Annotated in this window: 12 protein-coding genes; 2 read left to right on the top strand and 10 right to left on the bottom strand. The window is 48.7% G+C overall.

From position 1 onward, the window contains the following. Window positions 1–32: 32 nt before the first annotated feature. The 3 genes from rpsJ to LOS79_RS28040 all read right to left on the bottom strand — a co-directional run bounded on the left by rpsJ (window position 33) and on the right by LOS79_RS28040 (window position 2,818). Complete coding sequence (gene rpsJ, locus LOS79_RS28050; RefSeq protein WP_017692074.1) at window positions 33–341, bottom strand: 30S ribosomal protein S10; 309 nt, start codon at window positions 339–341, stop codon at window positions 33–35. 285 nt (window positions 342–626) lie between these two features. Beyond that, entirely contained in the window at window positions 627–1,907 is a 1,281-nt protein-coding gene (locus LOS79_RS28045) for a protoglobin domain-containing protein (RefSeq protein WP_315414042.1), read from the bottom strand. 284 nt (window positions 1,908–2,191) lie between these two features. Further along, complete coding sequence (locus tag LOS79_RS28040; protein ID WP_315414041.1) at window positions 2,192–2,818, bottom strand: Crp/Fnr family transcriptional regulator; 627 nt, start codon at window positions 2,816–2,818, stop codon at window positions 2,192–2,194. A gap of 256 nt (window positions 2,819–3,074) precedes the next feature. Here LOS79_RS28040 and LOS79_RS28035 point away from each other — a divergent pair, with 256 nt between their 5' ends. Both LOS79_RS28035 and LOS79_RS28030 read left to right on the top strand, forming a co-directional pair. Then, entirely contained in the window at window positions 3,075–3,524 is a 450-nt protein-coding gene (locus tag LOS79_RS28035; protein ID WP_315414039.1) for a V4R domain-containing protein, read from the top strand. Between the two features lie 36 nt (window positions 3,525–3,560). After that, on the top strand, window positions 3,561–3,902 hold the full coding sequence (locus tag LOS79_RS28030; protein ID WP_315414038.1) for a cupin domain-containing protein: 342 nt from the start codon (window positions 3,561–3,563) through the stop codon (window positions 3,900–3,902). Window positions 3,903–4,033: 131 nt separating this feature from the next. Here the strand turns inward: LOS79_RS28030 and tuf are convergent, their stop codons facing one another. The 7 genes from tuf to rpoB all read right to left on the bottom strand — a co-directional run bounded on the left by tuf (window position 4,034) and on the right by rpoB (window position 16,229). Then, the gene (gene tuf / locus LOS79_RS28025) at window positions 4,034–5,224 is read right to left on the bottom strand and encodes an elongation factor Tu (RefSeq protein WP_315414037.1); all 1,191 of its coding nucleotides are present in this window, start codon (window positions 5,222–5,224) and stop codon (window positions 4,034–4,036) included. Between the two features lie 110 nt (window positions 5,225–5,334). After that, on the bottom strand, window positions 5,335–7,413 hold the full coding sequence (fusA, locus tag LOS79_RS28020) for an elongation factor G (RefSeq protein WP_315414035.1): 2,079 nt from the start codon (window positions 7,411–7,413) through the stop codon (window positions 5,335–5,337). 45 nt (window positions 7,414–7,458) lie between these two features. Continuing rightward, on the bottom strand, window positions 7,459–7,929 hold the full coding sequence (gene rpsG, locus LOS79_RS28015) for a 30S ribosomal protein S7 (RefSeq protein WP_020427074.1): 471 nt from the start codon (window positions 7,927–7,929) through the stop codon (window positions 7,459–7,461). 45 nt (window positions 7,930–7,974) lie between these two features. Next, entirely contained in the window at window positions 7,975–8,394 is a 420-nt protein-coding gene (gene rpsL / locus LOS79_RS28010; protein WP_020427075.1) for a 30S ribosomal protein S12, read from the bottom strand. Window positions 8,395–8,527: 133 nt separating this feature from the next. Continuing rightward, window positions 8,528–8,779 (bottom strand): ribosomal L7Ae/L30e/S12e/Gadd45 family protein, encoded by a 252-nt coding sequence (locus tag LOS79_RS28005; protein ID WP_315414031.1) that lies wholly within the window; start codon window positions 8,777–8,779, stop codon window positions 8,528–8,530. 179 nt (window positions 8,780–8,958) lie between these two features. Beyond that, window positions 8,959–12,570 (bottom strand): DNA-directed RNA polymerase subunit beta', encoded by a 3,612-nt coding sequence (gene rpoC, locus LOS79_RS28000; protein ID WP_315414029.1) that lies wholly within the window; start codon window positions 12,568–12,570, stop codon window positions 8,959–8,961. Between the two features lie 113 nt (window positions 12,571–12,683). Continuing rightward, window positions 12,684–16,229 carry a DNA-directed RNA polymerase subunit beta gene (gene rpoB, locus LOS79_RS27995; RefSeq protein WP_315414027.1) on the bottom strand — a complete coding sequence of 1,182 codons (3,546 nt, stop codon included), beginning with the start codon at window positions 16,227–16,229 and terminating at the stop codon, window positions 12,684–12,686. Window positions 16,230–16,235: the final 6 nt, after the last annotated feature.

The raw sequence follows: 16,235 nt of genomic DNA, 5'->3' as shown, positions 1-16,235 counted from the left end.
CCTCTTTTCGTTTCCTAGTTGATTAAAATGGATTACAATTTGATTTCGATATCTACACCGGACGGTAGATCCAAGCGCATCAAGGCATCCACAGTTTGTGGTGTTGGGTTCACAATATCGATCAAACGTTTGTGAGTCCGTTGTTCAAACTGTTCACGGGAATCCTTGTACTTGTGTACCGCACGGAGAATGGTAATGATTTGCTTCTCAGTTGGCAGCGGGATCGGCCCGGATACACCAGCACCCGAACGTTTTGCTGTTTCAACGATTTTCTCTGCGGATTGATCAAGAATTCTGTGGTCGTATGCTTTCAAGCGGATACGAATTTTTTGCTTTGCCATTTTAGTCCCTCCTTCTATCGCCCAATTTATTATCGGACATACTCCGTGAAAATTTTCTGACGTCGACCTCATGGCAAAGGGGCCGGGTGTGTCAGTAACCTCTCACATCATCGCAACGTCTCAGAACAACATTTATTATTATATATAATAGGCGGCTATATTGCAAGAGGATTTGCAAAAAGAATCACATTTTTCCGAAAAAAATAAAAAAGGCACCTTTCTTATTCAGAATGGCACCCTCCGAGCAGCTAAATATTGTATTTCTTCTATATAAAATAACTCAGCTTATAGATTATCCGTCGCTGCCTTGAATTGACCGGCCGAAGCTGCCGTCTGTGCTGTTGCTGAACCGATACCTTCTATAGTCTGAATGAGTACTTTGATCTCTTCCTCTACAGTGACAATTCTTTGGGTGCTGCTCTGCATAGAGTCCACAATATCACTAAAAAGCCGGCTGGTCTCCAGCGACTGGTGCTTCCCGCTCTCTGTCAGCTCCTGAACTTTATGGATCTCCCCGACAACCTGTGATGTAAGTGAACTGGACTGCAGGGTCAGCTCCCCGATCCGGATAACTGTATTCTTAGTATCTTCAGCCAGTCTGCTGACTTCCTGCGCAACTACACTGAAGCCCCGGCCATGCTCGCCTGCACGCGCTGCCTCTATAGTAGCATTGAGTGACAATATTTTGGTCTGATCGGCAATATCCTGTACTGCAGCGACTATCTTCTGAATTTGCCGTGAGGAACGGCTCAGCTCGTTCACAGACTGCTCCATCGCATTTGTGCTGTTGTATATAAGATCAATCTGGCCGGAAAGGCTGTCCAGCTGCCCGCGTCCCTCTCTCGCCTTCCCTTGTGTCTCCAGAGCGGAGGATGCGGTACGCTGAAAGGTATTGTTCACTTCATTACTGCTGGCCACCAGCTGCTCTACAGCGGCGTTAGTGTCAATACTGAGGTCAATCAGTTCACCGCTAAATTCAGCAATTTTGGCTTTCAGTTCATTCTTCACCAGCAGGTATTGTTCTTCTTTTTCCCTGATGTTCTCCTTCTCATACGCTTCAAGCACAAGCTGCTGTTCAAGATTCAGCAGTTTGGTCACAGTCCGGACTAATTTGACCCGTTCAACATCCCTATGGGCCTCATTATAGATAACAGCTATAAACACATTCTGCAGATTCTGAAAAGCGGACAGATACCACTTAGGCTCAAGCCCGATCCTTTTATGAATATTAGCAATCCGCAGGCGTTTAGCTATATACTCTTCATTCACGTTGCCATCAAATATTTCAATAATGTGCTCGCGCAACGTTTTTTTCAGCCGTTCGATACTGCTGTGCTCCAGGATGATTGCCTCAAGCTTGTTTACGCCAAGAACCGTATTGTAAAATTGATCGGTGATATAATCAATCTCTTGTTCCACAACAGGTTTCATCAGGCGCAACAGCCTTAAATCTTCTTCAGTTAAATCAATCATCCGCATCTGCTCATTCAACTCATCATGTCCGTCCAGTGTGTGAAGTATGTCTGCATCGGCAGCGGGTATAAGGATTGTACTATTGTCTTTCAATTGAGCGGCGGGAGATTCCTCATCGGAGTTCCGTGAGGCCAAACCATGCATAAACGAAAACGGACATTTCCCCATACTTCCACACTCCCTAAAATCCTAATAATTGACATTGTATATATAGACTCATTCTACTCTATCATTATTAAAAATGTAAAGAATTTTAAGGAGTTTTTTGTAGAATATTGTTGAATACACCTCTATATCATAGGTTTATATGTCGTTTATTGTCGATTAATAGCGAATCGTTATGAATTTCTGCTGCTAGCTCCTAGCTCGTCTAGTTTCTAGCTTCTGATTTCAGCGATTTGGATAAGCGCTTCTATTTCAAGTATATTTATAGTTCTTTTGTGCATGGCTATAATCTTCAACGCTTCTAGCTTATTCAATTTACGGCTCAGTGTCTCTGCAGTGGTTCCGATCATGGCAGCCACTTCCTTCTGGGCCGAGGGCAACGCTACCGATTGTCTTATGGCTTGCGCTGCAGCCGGTGGTTCTGAATGGCTCCGGGTGTACAAATACACGAGCAGCCTAGCCAGGCGCTTCTCCACTTCAAACATATGCATAGCCCCGGCTGACTCTTCCGCCTGATGCAATTGCTCGCTTACAGACATGAGGAAGCTGAACGCAAGCCCTGCATTCTGTTCCAGCAGCGGAATGAAATCTTTACGCTGAATCCGGCATACCTCTCCATTCTCGATAACCTCTGCTGTTACATCATTATTTTTATTGTGCAGCAACGCAAATTGACCGAAATAGTCCCCAGGGAAAAGAAAGCGGACGATATGCTGCTTCCCCTCCTTGCTGTTCTGCGTTAATTTAATAAGTCCGCTTTTTACCACGAACAAAGCTTCAGACGGTTCTCCCTCTCTGCACACCTGGCTGCCTTTTTTATATTGACGGGATTCTGTCATCGACTCAATGAGCAATATCTCTTCATCAGACAAGCCCCGGAATACGGGAACCTGCCGTACACAACCATGTGAGTTACATTCAGCACAGCCCATTATCCTTCATCCTTCCCTTCAATCTGCATCCAACATACCAAGAATTCTGCAGCTGGCGGGTGACTGGGCACACATTTTTCCGAAAAACTTGATCTGTATCAAGGTTTCCTTCTCTTCCATCTAATACAATAGATTCATAGAGAGAGCAAAGGAGTTGGAGTCAGTGCAGCAATATTCATTCGAAGACATGCGTCAAATTGACCGGACCACTCTTGGTGATGTGGTTCCACTAGAGCTATTCCGTACGATACGGCTGATTGGTTTGAACCAGGGGCTTCCATTAGGCGGAAAAGGGACTACTCTGACCATAGGCAGAAAAATCGGCGAAAGCCTGCCGGCTGCCTCTATTGCGGAGCTCCTGCAAATATTCGAGGATCTGAAAATCGGTATCCCGCGTATTCTTCATTCCGATGAGCGCAAAATAAATATCGCTGTCGATGATTGCTTTTGCAAAGGATTGCCTTCGCTTGAAGATGAAAAGATGGTCTGCGATTTAGAGGGGGCTATTCTTGAAGGGGCACTCGGTAAAATTCTCGGGCGCAAGGTCTCCGTCAAAGAGATCAAATGCAATGTAACCGGTCATGAGCACTGTGAGTATGAAGTAAAGCTTTAGAACGAATCTATTATTAATTGAAAGCGGGGATTTATTATGGAAAAGAAAAGTTTAGCTGAAGTGCTGCAATATCAGGAGGAGCGGTTCACGAAAAAAATCCTCTTCCAGCAGGGTGACAGTGTTGTGTTTGTTCTTAATTTCATGCCGGGTCAAAAGCTGCCTGTGCATAAGCATCCTGGTGCCGATGTCTACATCCTGGCCTTAAAGGGAAGCGGCACCATTCATGTAGATGATACGGAGCAAACCTTCGCAGAAGGAGAAACCATTTATATCGCCGGTGATGAATCCTTTGCCTATACTAATGACAGCTCTGCTCCCTCCAGTCTGCATGTTGTCCTCTCTAAGCTTCCAGGCCCTGCTTATGCGAAGGAGATTTAAATACAACTCCAGCTGCTTTAACAGCACCGTTCCTTTAAGGGACGGTCTTTTTTTATAAACTAAAGACAGGGCCTCTTCAATGAAGAGACCCTGCCTTATATTCCGGTCTATCCTAACGGATAGAGCCCGAATTACTTCTGGATGGAAGCTACGGAACCGGCACCAACTGTGCGTCCGCCTTCGCGAATGGAGAATTTAGTACCTTCTTCAATAGCGATTGGGGAGATCAGTTGTACAGTTACAGTGATGTTATCACCAGGCATAACCATTTCAGTACCTTCTGGCAGGTTGATGATACCTGTTACGTCAGTTGTACGGAAGTAGAACTGTGGACGGTAACCAGTGAAGAATGGTTTGTGACGTCCGCCTTCTTCTTTAGTCAGAACGTAGATCTGAGCAGTGAACTCAGTGTGCGGGTTAACGGAGTTTGGCTTAGCCAATACTTGTCCGCGTTCGATGTTGTTACGGTCTACACCGCGAAGCAGTGCGCCGATGTTGTCGCCCGCTTGTGCGGAATCGAGCAATTTACGGAACATTTCAACGCCGGTAACAACGGATTTTTTCTTGTCTTCGTGGATACCCACGATTTCAACTTCTTCCCCAACTTTAACTGTTCCGCGTTCTACGCGACCAGTTGCCACAGTACCGCGGCCAGTGATGGAGAATACGTCTTCGACTGGCATCAAGAAAGGCTTGTCAGTTTGACGTTCTGGAAGCGGGATGTACGTGTCGATCGTTTCGAACATTTCAACGATCTTCTGTGCATATTCGCCATCAGGGTTCTGAAGAGCTTCACGAGCAGATCCACGGATGATTGGAGTATCATCGCCTGGGAAGTCGTATTCGCTCAGCAGATCGCGAACTTCCATTTCAACCAGTTCAAGCAACTCTTCGTCTTCAACCATGTCACATTTGTTCAGGAAGACAACGATGTAAGGAACACCTACTTGACGGGACAGCAGGATGTGCTCACGAGTCTGTGGCATAGGGCCGTCAGCTGCGGATACAACCAGGATTGCTCCGTCCATTTGCGCTGCGCCAGTGATCATGTTTTTAACATAGTCGGCGTGTCCAGGGCAGTCTACGTGTGCGTAGTGACGGTTAGGAGTTTCATATTCAACGTGAGCGGTGGAAATAGTGATACCGCGTTCGCGCTCTTCTGGAGCTTTGTCGATTTGATCGAATGCTACAGCAGCACCGCCGTATTTTTTGGACAATACAGTTGTGATTGCAGCAGTCAGTGTTGTTTTACCATGGTCGACGTGACCAATAGTACCAATGTTAACGTGCGGTTTGTTACGTTCAAACTTTGCCTTTGCCATTTGAACATTTCCTCCTTAATGTGGGGTTCCTTATATTTGAGCCGCCCGCCTACATGTAATTCTTAGATGACTGATATGATATATCCGGACGGCAAGTTAAAAACTCGGGATTATTCTCCGCCCTTGTTCTTGGCTACGATTTCTTCAGCAATGGATTTAGGTACTTCTTCATAGTGAGAAAGTTCCATTGAGAATACGCCGCGTCCTTGAGTACCGGAACGAAGTGTTGTGGAATAACCGAACATTTCGGAGAGAGGCACCTTAGCACGGATAATTTGCGCACCACCACGGGAATCCATACCTTCGATCCGGCCGCGACGGGAGTTCAGCATACCCATTACATCACCCATGTACTCCTCAGGAACAGTTACTTCCACTTTCATGATTGGCTCAAGCAGGACAGGCTTACACTTGTCTTTAGCTGCTTTGAGTGCCATCGAGCCGGCGATTTTAAACGCCATTTCGTTGGAGTCAACATCATGATAAGAACCATCAACGATGGTTGCCTTAACGTCTACAAGCGGGAAGCCTGCAAGTACGCCGTTTTTCATTTGCTCTTCAATACCGGCAAGTGCAGGAGCGATGTATTCTCTTGGTACAGAACCACCGACAACTTTACTTTCGAATTTGCTGCCAGTACCTGGCTCGAGAGGTTCAAATTCAACCCATACGTGACCGTACTGACCGCGACCGCCGGATTGGCGAACGAATTTACCTTCAACGCGTGCTGGTGCTTTGAATGTTTCACGGTAAGCAACCTGTGGTTTACCCACGTTGGTTTCTACCTTGAATTCGCGGCGCATACGGTCGATGATAATATCCAGGTGAAGCTCACCCATACCTGCCAGGATGGTTTGGCCGGTTTCTTCATCGGTGTGTGCACGAAGAGTTGGATCCTCTTCAGTCAGCTTACCGAGAGCTACGCCCATCTTATCTTGGTCGGCTTTGGTTTTTGGTTCAACTGCGATTTCGATAACCGGATCAGGGAAGTTCATGGACTCCAGGATAACCGGATGTTTCTCATCACAGAGTGTATCGCCGGTACTTGTGTCTTTCAGACCAACAGCTGCCGCGATATCACCAGCGTAAACGATGGAGATTTCTTGACGGCTGTTCGCATGCATCTGCAGGATACGGCCGATACGCTCACGTTTGCCCTTAGTAGCGTTAACTACATAAGAACCGGATTCCAGGATACCGGAGTATACACGGAAGAACGTGAGTTTACCCACATAAGGGTCTGTCATGATTTTAAATGCCAGTGCTGAGAATGGTTCTTCATCCGAAGAGTGACGAACCGCTTCTGTACCGTCATCCAGATGACCTTGAATAGCCGGTACATCCAGTGGGGATGGCAAGTAATCAACGACAGCGTCCATCATGAGCTGAACACCTTTGTTGCGGTAGGAGGATCCGACAATTACAGGGAAGACCTTAACTTCACATACGCCTTTGCGCAGTGCAGCTTTGATTTCTTCAATAGTAATTTCTTCGCCTTCCAGATACTTCATAGTCAGATCTTCGTCAAGTTCTGCAACCTTCTCAATCAGATCGGTACGCAGTGCCTCAACTTGCTCCAAATATTCAGCAGGAATTTCGGTAACTTCGATGTTTTGTCCCAGGTCGTCTTTGAAGATGTGAGCTTTCTGCTCAACAAGGTCAATGATTCCCGTGAAGTCAGCTTCGGCACCAATTGGCAGCTGAATAGCTACTGCATTGGCTTGCAGGCGGTCACGCATGCTGTCGATAACGTTCAGGAAGTCCGCACCGATGATATCCATTTTGTTAACATATGCGATCCGGGGAACGCCGTAACGGTCAGCCTGTCTCCATACGGTTTCAGACTGAGGCTCTACGCCCTCTTTCGCACTAAATACACCAACTGCCCCATCCAATACACGCAGGGAACGTTCAACTTCAACAGTGAAGTCAACGTGCCCTGGGGTGTCAATAATATTGATGCGGTGACCCTTCCACGCAGCGGTTGTAGCAGCGGAAGTAATCGTAATCCCGCGCTCCTGCTCTTGTTCCATCCAGTCCATTGTAGCTGCACCCTCGTGAACTTCACCGATTTTGTGCGTACGGCCTGTGTAGAATAGAATCCGCTCAGTGGTAGTAGTCTTACCAGCATCAATATGTGCCATGATCCCGATATTACGTGTATTTTTTAAGGAGAACTCTCTTGACATGAATGGATCTCCTTCCAAAGTAGAAGTAATTTGAACGACTAAATCCTACCAGCGGTAGTGAGCAAACGCTTTGTTTGCTTCAGCCATTTTGTGCGTGTCTTCACGTTTCTTAACGGAAGCGCCTGTGTTGTTGGAAGCATCGATGATCTCAGCCGCCAAACGCTCTTCCATAGTCTTCTCACCGCGGTTGCGTGAGTAGTTTACAAGCCAACGTAATCCCAAAGCAGTACGTCTTTCAGGTTTAACTTCGATAGGCACCTGGTAGTTAGCACCGCCGACACGGCGAGCTTTAACTTCCAATACAGGCATGATGTTCTTGATGGCAGCTTCGAAAACTTCCATCGGTTCTTTACCTGTACGTTCCTGAATCAACTTGAACGAATTGTACAAAATGCTTTGAGCGACACCTCTTTTACCACCCAGCATAATACGGTTGATCAAACGAGTAACCAACTTGCTATTATACAATGGATCTGGCAATACATCTCTCTTAGTAACTGGACCTTTGCGTGGCATGGATATCCCCCTTTCTTAAATGTTTAATATTCAGTAATGCTAATCTTATTTCTTCGCCTTAGGACGTTTCGCGCCGTATTTGGAGCGAGCCTGCATCCGGTTAGCAACACCTGCAGTATCGAGTGCACCACGAACGATGTGGTAACGAACTCCTGCAAGGTCCTTAACTTTACCTCCGCGCAGCAATACTACGCTGTGCTCTTGAAGGTTGTGTCCGATACCCGGAATGTAAGCAGTCACCTCAAGACGGTTCGTCAAACGAACACGGGCATACTTACGAAGTGCTGAGTTTGGTTTACGTGGAGTCATTGTGCCTACACGAGTGCACACACCGCGTTTCTGCGGGGCGCTCAAATTTGTAGCCTCACGCTTGAGGGCGTTGAACCCTTTTTGAAGAGCGGGAGATTTGGATTTTTCGATTTTGGCTTGACGGCCTTTACGAACCAATTGATTGATAGTTGGCATGTTGTGCCACCCCCTTCCTGAAATAATAGTCAATTTACAAACTTTTAAGTCCACAGACCCAGGCGGTTCATAAAAAGACAAATGAAAAGTCTTTGCTGCCGAAGTGTACCCCGGTACAAAAACATCTTTCGTGCTATTCTTTTAAGACGGCTGCCATTGCAGCACCCACTTCTATCCCGCAGGCCTTGCCCAAATTCAGCATGGTGTCCACATATGTGACCTTCACACCTTGTTTGCCGCAAAGCATAACAATTCTGGAAGTAAGCCGTTGATCTCCGTCCTCTGCCACATAGACTTCTGCGGCTTGGCCCATCTCTACCGCCTTGACGGTTTGCTTGGAACCGATCTTGACCTGAGCATCCTGAAATCCTCGATCATCAGTCATGAATAATCATTACCTCCACTGAACAAGAATGACGAGGCACTCACGCACCTTAGACATATTAGCATCCTCAGAACCCGATGTCAAGAAAATCAGCAAATATTTTATTAATATTCATGGCAGACAGCCGCGTCACGCAAGAATATAACGTGACGCGTACACTGTTAGCCACAATTATTCAACTATTCAGCAGGAACCGTTTCTAAAGCATCTTGCACGCCTTCTTCATTCGGATCACTCAGCTTAACATTACGGTAACGATTCATACCCGTACCGGCAGGAATCAGCTTCCCGATGATAACATTTTCTTTCAGGCCGAGGAGTTTATCCACTTTACCCTTAATTGCTGCATCCGTAAGGACACGGGTAGTTTCCTGGAAGGATGCCGCAGACAGGAAGGAATCAGTCTCCAGGGAAGCCTTGGTAATACCAAGCAGTACCGGTTTGGCCACCGCAGGTTCATTACCGGACAGGATTGCTTCCTTGTTGGCTGCTTCAAATTCCGGAATATCAGCAAATGAGCCTGGTAGGAGATTGGTATCTCCGGCATCAATAATGCGGATTTTGCGCAGCATCTGCTTAATCATAACTTCAATGTGCTTATCATTGATTTCAACGCCCTGGTTACGGTATACACGCTGTACTTCCTGCAGAATGTAGTTCTGTACCCCGCGGATCCCTTTGATACGCAGCATTTCTTTAGGGTCGATAGAACCGTCAGTCAGTTCATCGCCAGCTTCAATCTCCTGGCCTTCGCTGACACGCAGACGGGAACCGTAAGTGATGGAGTAGGTCTTGGACTCAGCTTCACCCTGGACTTCGATTTCACGGCGGTCCTTGGTTTCACGGATTTCCTTAACTACCCCGTCAATTTCACTGATTGTCGCCTGACCTTTAGGGTTACGGGCTTCAAACAACTCTTGGATACGCGGCAGACCTTGCGTGATATCGTCTCCGGCAACACCGCCGGTATGGAATGTACGCATGGTAAGCTGTGTTCCCGGTTCACCGATGGATTGTGCGGCAATGATGCCGACAGCTTCCCCGATTTCCACGAATTTGCCTGTTGCCAGGTTGCGTCCGTAGCATTTCTTGCAGACCCCGTGACGGGCACGGCAGCTCAGTACAGAGCGGATCTGCAGTTTGGTTACACCCGCATTAACAATCTCTTCAGCCTTATCGGAGTCAATCAGGTCGTTACGGTGAACGATGATTTCCTTCGTTTCCGGATGACGGACGGTTTCGAAGGAGTAACGGCCTTCAATACGGTCATATAGATCCTCAATAACTTCCTTGCCATCCTGGATCCGGCTGACAGTGAAGCCTTTATCCGTACCGCAATCCTCTTCACGGACGATTACGTCCTGGGCCACGTCAACGAGACGGCGTGTCAGGTAACCGGAGTCCGCTGTACGCAGCGCTGTATCGGCCAGACCTTTACGCGCTCCGTGCGTCGAGATAAAGTACTCGAGGACGGTCAGACCTTCACGGAAGTTTGCTTTGATCGGCAATTCGAAAATCCGGCCCGAAGGTGTTGCCATCAGACCACGCATACCGCCCAGCTGGGTAATCTGCGATTTGTTACCGCGCGCTTTGGAGTCAACCATGAGCATGATGGAGTTAAAGCGGTCCATCGATTTCAGCAGGACGTTCGTAAGATCATCCTTAGTCTTCGACCAGATCTCAATAACACGGTCATAACGTTCATCGTTAGTGATCAGACCACGGCGGTACTGGTTGGCAACCACATCAACCTTAGCTTCCGATTCTTTAAGAATCGTAGCTTTTTCCTCAGGCACGATAACGTCGGATACGGCAACCGTAACCCCGGAACGTGTAGAGTAGGTGAAGCCGAGCTGTTTGATTTTATCCAGAATCACAGATGTTTTGGTCGTGTGATAGGTCTCGAAGCAGCGGGCGATAATGAGGCCCAGATATTCTTTACCTACTGCACTTGCTTCCGGAGCAGCCATGATCAGTTCACGGATATCCGCGCCTTTTTCATAGATGAAATACTTCTCAGGCGTACCTTGAAGCAGGTTGGCTTTGGTAGCTTCGTTGATATAAGGGAAACTGCTAGGGTAAATTTCATTAAAGATGATCTTCCCTACAGTCGTAATCAGCATAGCCTCTTGCTGCTCAGCCGTGAAGCTGGTTTTGCCCAGAGCTTTGGCAGGGATGGCAACACGCGCATGCAGTCCTGCAGTTCCGCGCTGGTAAGCTGAAACAGCTTCGTTCACGGTGCGCAGAATCATGCCGGTACCCTTCTCTTCCTTGTTGTCCATCGTCAGATAGAATGTACCAAGGACCATATCCTGTGACGGTGTAACAACCGGCTTACCGTCTTTAGGGTTCAGGATGTTACCCGATGCCAGCATCAGCAGGCGTGCTTCAGCTTGAGCCTCAGCGGACAGAGGAACGTGTACCGCCATCTGGTCACCGTCAAAGTCGGCATTGTACGCCGTACATACGAGCGGGTGAAGACGGATTGCGTGACCTTCTACCAGAATCGGTTCAAATGCCTGGATACCCAGTCTGTGCAGCGTTGGGGCACGGTTCAGCAGAACCGGATGCTCCCGGATTACTTCTTCAAGCACATCCCACACTTCAGGACTTACGCGCTCAACCTTGCGTTTCGCGCTCTTGATGTTGTGGGCAAGCCCTTTATTCACCAGTTCCTTCATTACGAACGGCTTGAACAGCTCCAGTGCCATCTTCTTCGGAAGACCGCATTGGTACATTTTGAGGTAAGGCCCTACGACGATAACGGAACGTCCGGAATAGTCAACGCGCTTACCGAGCAAGTTCTGGCGGAAACGTCCCTGTTTACCCTTCAGCATATGGCTGAGGGATTTAAGCGGACGGTTACCAGGACCGGTTACAGGACGGCCGCGGCGGCCGTTGTCGATCAGGGCATCAACAGCTTCCTGAAGCATGCGTTTTTCATTCTGCACGATAATATCAGGAGCGCCGAGATCCAGCAGTCTCTTCAGACGGTTGTTCCGGTTAATTACACGGCGGTACAGGTCGTTAAGGTCAGACGTAGCAAAACGGCCGCCATCAAGCTGAACCATCGGGCGCAGCTCCGGAGGAATTACCGGGAGCACATCCATGATCATCCAGTCAGGCTTGTTGCCGGAGTTGCGGAAGGCCTCAATAACTTCCAGGCGTTTGATCGCCCGGTTGCGGCGCTGGCCCTGGGCCGTACGCAGCTCTTCTTTGAGGAATTCCAGTTCTTTGTCAATATCGATATCCTGCAGCAGTTTTTTGACAGCCTCAGCACCCATGCCGGCCTGGAATCCGTAGCCGTACTTTTCACGGTAGCTGCGGTATTCTTTCTCGGACAACAGCTGCTTCTTCTCCAGCGGAGTTTCTCCCGGATCGGTTACAACATAAGATGCAAAGTAGATAATCTCTTCAAGCGATCTAGGAGACATATCCAGTGCCAGACCCATGCGGCTCGGAATACCTTTGAAATACCAGATATGAGATACCGGAGCTGCCAGCTCGATGTGGCCCATACGTTCGCGGCGGACTTTAGCGCGGGTAACTTCCACGCCGCAGCGGTCGCACACTACGCCCTTATAACGGACGCGTTTGTATTTACCACAGTGACACTCCCAGTCCTTTTGCGGTCCGAAAATACGTTCGCAAAAGAGACCCTCTTTTTCCGGTTTCAATGTACGATAGTTAATGGTTTCCGGTTTTTTTACTTCTCCGCGGGACCAAGAACGAATTTTTTCCGGAGAAGCGAGTCCGATTTTCATAAATTCAAAATTGTTAACGTCCAACAAGGAGCAACCCTCCTTAACCTATATCCTGATTTAGTACCGCAGCCCTCTCCTGACGGTAAGGTCAACAGAGGGCGCGGTTCTTTTTGTAATGAAATTAGTGGCTTGCTGGTGAACTACTCTATGCCGACTTCTGCGCCTTCCAAATTGAGGCTCAGCTTGTCGCCTGACGTCTCGTCCTCATCGTCCAGTTCCTTCATCTCGATCTCCTGCTCGTCGCCGCTAAGGATTTTAACGTCCATACCGAGTGACTGCAGTTCCTTGATCAGTACCTTGAACGATTCCGGAACACCCGGCTCTGGAACATTCTCGCCTTTGACAATGGATTCATATGTTTTCACACGGCCGACCACGTCATCGGACTTCACAGTCAAGATCTCTTGCAGTGTATAAGCCGCGCCGTAAGCCTCAAGCGCCCACACTTCCATTTCCCCGAAACGCTGTCCGCCGAACTGTGCTTTACCGCCCAGTGGCTGCTGTGTAACGAGTGAGTAAGGACCGGTGGAACGGGCATGAATCTTATCGTCAACCATGTGCGCCAGCTTGATCATGTGCATGACGCCAACAGTAACTTCACGCTCGAAGCGTTCACCTGTACGTCCGTCATAAAGCACGGTTTTACCGTTACGCTGCATGCCGGCTTCTTCCATCGTATCGAACACGTCATACTCACGCGCCCCGTCGAATACCGGAGTAGCCACATGAATACCCAGACGGAGTGATGCCATACCAAGATGGACTTCAAGCACCTGTCCGATGTTCATACGTGAAGGAACGCCCAGCGGGTTCAGGACAACCTGTACCGGCGTACCGTCCGGAAGGAACGGCATATCTTCTTCAGGCAGGATACGGGCAACGACACCCTTGTTACCGTGACGTCCGGCCATCTTGTCGCCTTCGGAAATCTTACGTTTCTGGGCGATGTAGACACGAACCAGCTGATTCACGCCAGGAGGCAGCTCATCGCCGTTCTCGCGGGTGAATACTTTAACATCAACGATAATACCGTCACTGCCGTGAGGAACGCGCAGGGAGGTGTCACGGACTTCACGGGCCTTCTCACCAAAGATCGCATGGAGCAGGCGTTCTTCAGCAGTCAGCTCCGTTACGCCCTTAGGAGTAACTTTACCTACCAGGATGTCACCCGCGTTGATTTCCGCACCGATGCGGATGATTCCGCGCTCATCCAGATTGCGGAGCGCCTCTTCACCAACGTTAGGAATATCACGCGTAATTTCCTCAGGTCCAAGCTTCGTATCGCGGGCTTCGGATTCGTATTCCTCGATATGGATCGAAGTGTATACATCTTCCTTCACCAGCTTCTCACTCAGCAGGATCGCATCCTCGTAGTTGTAACCTTCCCAAGTCATGAACGCAACGACTACGTTACGGCCAAGAGCCAGTTCGCCCATTTCGGTCGAAGGTCCATCTGCCAGGATATCACCTTTCTTAACAACATCGCCGCGTTTAGCCAGCGGACGCTGATTAATGCAGGTACCTTGGTTCGAACGCATAAATTTGTGTAATTTATATTTAACGATATCGCCTTTGACTTCTTTGCCTTCTACTGCCTCAACACGGCGCAGCCAGATTTCGTTGGCAGAGGAGCGTTCGATAATACCGTCATATTTGGAGACAATACATACGCCTGAATCCTTAGCGGATTTATGTTCCATTCCTGTGCCGACAAGCGGAGCCTTCGGAATAAGAAGCGGAACGGCCTGACGCTGCATGTTCGATCCCATCAGGGCGCGGTTAGAGTCATCGTTCTCAAGGAACGGAATGAGCGCCGTAGCGACCGATACAACCTGTTTCGGGGAAACGTCCATGTAGTCAACACGATTACTAGGCATCGTGGTGATGTTGTCTGAATCCTTGTTATAACGGACGATAACCATGTCTTCCTTGAATGTACCGTCTTCATCGATCTGGACATTCGCCTGGGCGACTACGTAGTTATCTTCTTCATCGGCAGTCAGGTAATCGATTTGTTCCGTAACCTTGCCAGTCTTCGGATCTACCCAACGGTACGGGGCTTCGATAAAGCCGTACTCATTGATGCGGGCAAAGGTGGACAAGGAGTTGATCAGACCGATGTTCGGACCTTCCGGTGTTTCAATTGGACACATACGGCCGTAGTGACTGTGATGGACGTCGCGGACTTCAAAGCCTGCGCGTTCACGGGTCAGACCGCCGGGTCCGAGTGCCGACAAACGGCGTTTGTGCGTAAGTTCAGCAAGCGGGTTCGTCTGGTCCATAAACTGGGACAGCTGCGAACTGCCGAAGAACTCTTTAATCGATGCAATAACCGGACGGATGTTGATCAGCGCCTGCGGTGTAATCGCATTGGCATCCTGAATCGACATTCTCTCACGGACTACGCGTTCCATACGGGACAGACCGATACGGAACTGGTTCTGCAGGAGTTCGCCGACAGAACGCAGACGGCGGTTACCCAAGTGGTCGATATCATCGGTGTTGCCGATACCGTGCAGCAAATTAATAAAGTAGCTGATTGAGGAGATAATATCAGCCTGGGTAATATGCTTGACCGACTTGTCGATATTGCCGTTGGCAATCAGCTTGATAACCCGGCCCTCTTCGATTGGCGAGAAGACGTCAATTGTCTGAAGCGGAATATCTTCACTGTCCATTACACCGCCGGTTACGCGGTAGTTCTTGGCAGCCATGTTCTTTTCGAAATAAGGAATCAGCTCATCAAGCAGACGACGGTCAACCATTTGACCGGATTCCGCCAGAATTTCACCTGTAGACTCATCAACGAGCGGCTGAGCCAGACGCTGATTGAACAGGCGGTTCTTGATGTGCAGCTTCTTGTTGATTTTGTACCGGCCTACATTGGCCAGATCATAACGTTTTGGATCAAAGAAACGCGCGACGAGCAGGCTCTTGGCATTATCAAGTGTCGGTGGTTCGCCCGGACGCAGACGCTCGTAAATTTCAATAAGCGCCTTTTCCGTGGAATCCGTGTTGTCTTTATCCAGCGTATTGCGAATATATTCATCATTACCAAGTAGTTCCAGGATCTCAGCATCACTGCCAAAGCCCAGAGCACGCAGAAGCACGGTAACCGGAATTTTGCGGGTCCGGTCGATACGGACATACATGATGTCCTTAGCGTCGGTTTCCAGCTCCAGCCAAGCTCCGCGGTTCGGAATTACTGTAGCGGTGTAGGTTTTTTTGCCGTTCTTATCCACTTTTGTGCTGAAATAGACGCTTGGAGAGCGAACCAACTGGCTGACAATAACCCGTTCCGCACCATTGATAATGAAAGTGCCGGTCTCCGTCATCAGCGGGAAATCTCCCATGAACACTTCCTGCTCTTTGACCTCACCGGTCTCCTTATTGATGAGCCGCACCTTTACACGCAGAGGAGCCGCATATGTCACGTCCCGCTCTTTAGCGTCGTCAACCGTATACTTCGGTTCACCGAGGCTGTAGTCAATGAACTCTAGTACCAAATTCCCTGTGAAATCCTGGATCGGCGAGATGTCCTGGAACATTTCCCGCAATCCTTCCTCCAAAAACCAATCATAAGATTTTTGTTGGATCTCGATCAGGTTCGGGACCTCGAGTACCTCGTTAATTCTCGCATAGCTCCGCCGAGTGCGTCGACCATACTGAACAAGATGTCCTGCCAACTTTAC

Source organism: Paenibacillus sp. MMS20-IR301 (genome assembly GCF_032302195.1).
Lineage (GTDB): Bacteria > Bacillota > Bacilli > Paenibacillales > Paenibacillaceae > Paenibacillus_AQ.
This window is presented reverse-complemented; position numbering and strand designations above follow the sequence as displayed.

What these genes read in the sequence shown, in the direction of transcription:
- rpsJ (WP_017692074.1), bottom strand. Translation starts at nt 341, where the DNA reads ATGGCAAAGCAAAAAATTCGTATCCGCTTGAAAGCATACGACCACAGA.
- LOS79_RS28040 (WP_315414041.1), bottom strand. Translation starts at nt 2,818, where the DNA reads ATGACAGAATCCCGTCAATATAAAAAAGGCAGCCAGGTGTGCAGAGAG.
- LOS79_RS28030 (WP_315414038.1), top strand. Translation starts at nt 3,561, where the DNA reads ATGGAAAAGAAAAGTTTAGCTGAAGTGCTGCAATATCAGGAGGAGCGG.
- tuf (WP_315414037.1), bottom strand. Translation starts at nt 5,224, where the DNA reads ATGGCAAAGGCAAAGTTTGAACGTAACAAACCGCACGTTAACATTGGT.
- fusA (WP_315414035.1), bottom strand. Translation starts at nt 7,413, where the DNA reads ATGTCAAGAGAGTTCTCCTTAAAAAATACACGTAATATCGGGATCATG.
- rpsG (WP_020427074.1), bottom strand. Translation starts at nt 7,929, where the DNA reads ATGCCACGCAAAGGTCCAGTTACTAAGAGAGATGTATTGCCAGATCCA.
- rpsL (WP_020427075.1), bottom strand. Translation starts at nt 8,394, where the DNA reads ATGCCAACTATCAATCAATTGGTTCGTAAAGGCCGTCAAGCCAAAATC.
- LOS79_RS28005 (WP_315414031.1), bottom strand. Translation starts at nt 8,779, where the DNA reads ATGACTGATGATCGAGGATTTCAGGATGCTCAGGTCAAGATCGGTTCC.